A 4,329-nucleotide genomic window follows, 5' to 3' on the forward strand; every position below is an offset into this window, starting at 1 on the left:
GGGGTCGGGTGGGCGGTTGGTGGTGTGCCGGCGTTGCTAGTCCGTCATGGCTTCGGGGGCGCCCAGCAGTCTTCGTGTCAGTGCGTGGCGGGAGCCGGTCAGGACGTCTAGTGCTGCGTCCAGGTGGTTGGCGCTGACTCGGAGGCCGGTGGCCGGGATCTCGGCGTGGTTTTGATTCTCCAGGGAGATGAGTGTGGCTCGGCGTATCAGTTCTTTGATGAAGGAGGCGGTGACTCCGGCTGTTCGCTCGATCAGGGTGTCGGCGTCGCTGAGGTCCAGGTCCAGGCCGCCTCGGTAGAGGTCCAGGAGGCGGGCTCGGCCTGTGGCGTCGGGGAGCGGGACTTCGACTGCGTGGTCGACGCGGCCTGGGCGCATTGCCAGTGCCGGTTCCAGGACGTCTACGCGGTTGGTGGTCAGGAGGAAGGTGACGTCGGCGTCGCCGTCGAGTCCGTCCATCTCGTTGAGTAGTTGGAATAGGAGCGGGGTGGCGTTCATGTGGTTCGAGCGGTCCTGGGCGATCAGGTCGACGTCTTCGACCACTACCAGCGCCGGCTGGAGGGCGCGGGCGATCTCGCAGGCCTGGCCGATCAGTCGGAGGGCGTTGGCGGTGAGGACTATGACGGTGGTCTCGGGGAGCCGGCTCATCAGATATCTGACGGTGTGGGTTTTGCCGGTTCCGGGTGGGCCGAAGAGCAGGACGCCGCGCTTGAGGTGCTGGCCGTGGGCCAGGAGGGCGGCTCGGTGCCGGTTCACGCCCAGGATCTGTGCCTCGATGCCCTCCAGCATGCCGGGCGGGAGGATCAGCTCCTCGCGGGTCATCACCGGGCGCTCGTGGAAGGACAGGACGCTTTGGTGCGGGCCGAACATCTCGGCGCCGAACTCGATGACGTGGCCGCGATAGACGCTGACCTCGACGGCCAGGCGGCGGATCTCGGCGGCGGCCTCGCGGGCCAGGGCGCGGTCGGAGCAGGCGATCTCCAGGCTGACGTCCGGCTGCGGGCCGCGCTGTTCGGTGCCGCGCAACAGCAGGACCAGCGGCGGGCGCGGGTCCTCGGTGCGGTCGCCGTCGTCGGGGCCGTCCACGCCGTCCACGAGGTACAGCCCGGCCTGGACGCAGGTCCGGGTCTGCTCGCCGGGACCGCTGGGCTGGTCGGTGACCGACACGCCGCCGACCGCCATGCCCTGCGTGCCGGAGTGGTGGAAGAGGTCTGACAGGCCGAAGCTGCGGTGCCGGAAGCCGGCGATGCCGACCAGGCGGAACGGCGCGCCGTTGCGGGCCAGCCAGCGGTCCACGGCGCCCTGGACGTTGACGTGCTCGTAGGGCGCCCAGGTCACCGTGGTGACGGGTATGAGCGCGGCCTCGGGGCCGAGGTGCGCGGTGAGGACTTCGGTGAGTCCCGGGGCGGCGTCCGGGTCGGCGTCGGCGTTGGCCTTGCCGACGGTGATGGTGGCGACCTGGGAGCCGGACGACATCGGCAGTGATGACATGGGATCCACCATGCCAGTGGATCAGGATGCTGAACTAGAGGCGGCGGGCGGCTTACGCGCGGTTGACGGCCCGCGCGACGCCGGCGGCGATGGTGGTGGCGAGGATCCAGCCCGCGGCGGTGAGGAGGTAGGCGAGCCATTGATAGCCGCCGGTGGCGGTGTAGGCGTGGCCCTGGCCGAAGTTGATGACCGGCAGCAGCAGGTCCAGGGAGTAGATCAGGGCGTTGAAAGGCGGAGCCTTGTCCGGGCCGAGGGGCACCGGGTGGTGCACGCCGAACACGACGCAGCCGGCTATCAGCAACGCGGCCAGCCAGCCGAGGGCACGTTCGGGACGGTATCCGTAGCCGACCGTGGCGTCCTGCACGAAGCCCCACGGACGGGCGGCCAGCGAGAGGGTACGGCGCCGGGCCCGCTGCTTGGCGAGCAGGACGCGGCGCGCTTCGCCGTCCAGGCCCTGGCGCCGATAGACGGTGGCGAGTTGCTCGTAGGGGCCGGGACGGTAGCCGCCGGACTCGCGCGCCAGCCACGCGATACGCGCCGCGACCGGGCCGGGCTCGGTGATGCGGTCGTAGACGAAGCCGTCGAGGCAGAAGCGCGGGGCCCAGGCGGCGGGGTCGTCGTTGAGGACGCCGACTTGGGCGTTGGCGAGATGGATGCCGCCGGCGGGCGGAGCGGCGAAGCGGAGGGAGAGTTCGCCGGCGCGGAGATTGCCGAGGAGGAGGAGTTCGGGGGCGGCACTATTAGCGGCACTATTAGTGGTGCCAGCAGTACTCGCCGCAGGGCCGGGAGCGCCCGCACTCGCGCCAACGCCCGAGCCCGGCAGCGTCACCACCGCCCCGCGAAAGTCCACATCGTTCGCCACCCGCGCGTTCGTGAACCGCACCTCACCGGCGGCGCGCATCCCCTGGCACCGCATCGAGCCGCCTATCTCGGCGTACTGCGCGTCCAGCGCGGCCTTGCCGTCGCCGTGTAGCGTCGCGCCGTCGAACCGCACGTGGCCCTCGATCCGGGCGCCGGTGACGCGGACCAGCCCGTCGGCCTCGAAGCCCCGGTAGAACTGCACGTCGGCGCCGATCTTCGCCTGGTACGCCTCCAGCGCGGTGTCGCCGGGGTTGCTCAGCTTCGCGTTCGCCAGGCGTAGCAGGCCTTTGATGTCCGCGCCGGAGAAGCGGATCTTGCCTTCGGCGTGCAGGTCGCCGCCGATCAGGTCGCTGCCGACCTGGAGGCGGGCCGCGTCCAGTGCCATGCCGCCGGGGTGGCTGAGGGTGGCGCGTTCCAGGCTCATGACGCCGACCGCCCTGGCGTCGCGCAGGACCGCGCCGCCCTCGATCGTCGTGCCCCACAGCATCAGGTCGCCGCCGACGCGGACGCGCTCGGCGCGCAGCGCGACGTCGCCGGGGTTGCGCAGGACCGCGTCGGTGATCAGCAGCTCGCCGCCGATCTCGGCGTGGTCCAGCCGCACCCGGCCCTCGATCCGGGTCTTGTGCAGCACCATCGTGGCCTCGACGCGGGCCAGCGAGGCGTTCAGCCCGGCGAGTCGGGTGCCGCGCAGGTTGAGCCGGCGCAGCCGGGTGTCGTGCAGGTCGAGGTCGTCCTCGAAGTAGCAGTCCGCGAAGCTCAGCGAATAGCCCAGTTCCAGGTATTCCAGGTCCAGCCGCCCGGCTACCCGCGCGCCGACCACCCGCAGCGGCGCGCGCCGGTCGCCGGCCTCCTCGATCAGCCTTCTGACGAACTCGGCGTGCAGCGTCCGCTCCGGGCCCCACGCCGCCCCGGCCGCCGGATCGTCGACCGCCGGGTCCCCGACAGCGAACGACGTGCGGCTGCCGTTCAGGAAGTCTTTCCGGACTTGCTGTTCGCTGTCGCTGAGTCCGGTGGGGCGCATGGGATGTTTCTATCGCGGCTCGGCCGGCTCGATCGAGTCCTGAGGGGCGTCTTCTTGTGTTTGACTCGCTGCTTCACCGGAAACACGAGGGGGCCCGCCATGTCCGACGACACCGTGTCCGTCGAACTGCCGCGCACGCTCGTCTTCTCCCCGCGGGCCAACGACACCTCGCACGTCCTGGCCTCGGTCGCGCAGCGCCGCGGCTTGTTCACCGAGCACCTGACCGGCTGGCGCGTGCCCGAAGGGTTCCTGGTCGGTGGCCCCGCGCACTTGTACGCCGGCCCGCTGTTCGCCGACGCGGTCGCCGCCGACCTCGGCATCGCGCTGCTGGAGCCGCCGGACGACTGGCTGACCCGGCTTCCGTACGCGGCGCTGCGCCGGGGGATCAGGATGCTGACGATGGCCGAGGCGTGGACGCTGCGCACGCCCGCGTTCCTGAAACCGCCTAACGACAAGAGTTTCCCGGCTCGTGTCTACCTCGACGGCACACAGCTGCCCGGTCCCGACGCCGTCGACTCAGACACGCCGGTGCTCGTCAGCGACCCGGTGACGTTCACCGTCGAGTTCCGGCTCTACGTCCTCGACGGCGAGATCGTCACCGGTGCGCAGTACGCGATCGAGGGTGATCTGGACATCGAACCGCTCGACGGGCACGAGTCGGAGCAGCGGGTGCTGGGCTTCGCGAAGGACGTGCTGCGCGAGGCCGTCGACACGCTGCCGAGTGCCGTGGTGATGGACGTCGGGCTGATCGACGGGGAGCCGACGGTGGTCGAGGCGAACGCGGCGTGGGCGTCCGGGCACTACGCGGCCGATCCCGAGCGGGTGCTGGATGTCGTGCTTCGCGCCGCGGGGCCGAGCGCCGAAGCCGGTGAGCGGGATCGGCAGTTCCTCAGACCGGCGGCCGAGCGAGTTGATTGACCGCGCGGCGCACCCGCCACCCGCCACCCGCCGCCTCGGCG

The 4,329-nt window shown here is 71.1% G+C and carries 3 protein-coding genes; 1 reads left to right on the forward strand and 2 read right to left on the reverse strand.

The features are described 5' to 3' along the window. Positions 1 to 36: 36 nt before the first annotated feature. A complete protein-coding gene (locus tag KGQ19_RS47600; protein WP_212022112.1) occupies positions 37 to 1,488 on the reverse strand; it encodes an AAA family ATPase in 1,452 nt (483 codons plus the stop codon). A 52-nt stretch (positions 1,489 to 1,540) separates the two neighbouring features. Then, positions 1,541 to 3,370 carry a translocation/assembly module TamB domain-containing protein gene (locus KGQ19_RS47605; protein WP_212022114.1) on the reverse strand — a complete coding sequence of 610 codons (1,830 nt, stop codon included), beginning with the start codon at positions 3,368 to 3,370 and terminating at the stop codon, positions 1,541 to 1,543. Positions 3,371 to 3,469: 99 nt separating this feature from the next. Here KGQ19_RS47605 and KGQ19_RS47610 point away from each other — a divergent pair, with 99 nt between their 5' ends. Continuing rightward, the gene (locus KGQ19_RS47610) at positions 3,470 to 4,288 is read left to right on the forward strand and encodes an ATP-grasp domain-containing protein (protein ID WP_212022116.1); all 819 of its coding nucleotides are present in this window, start codon (positions 3,470 to 3,472) and stop codon (positions 4,286 to 4,288) included. Positions 4,289 to 4,329: the final 41 nt, after the last annotated feature.

Origin of the sequence: Catenulispora pinistramenti, from assembly GCF_018274385.1 — a bacterium.
Lineage (GTDB): Bacteria > Actinomycetota > Actinomycetes > Streptomycetales > Catenulisporaceae > Catenulispora > Catenulispora pinistramenti.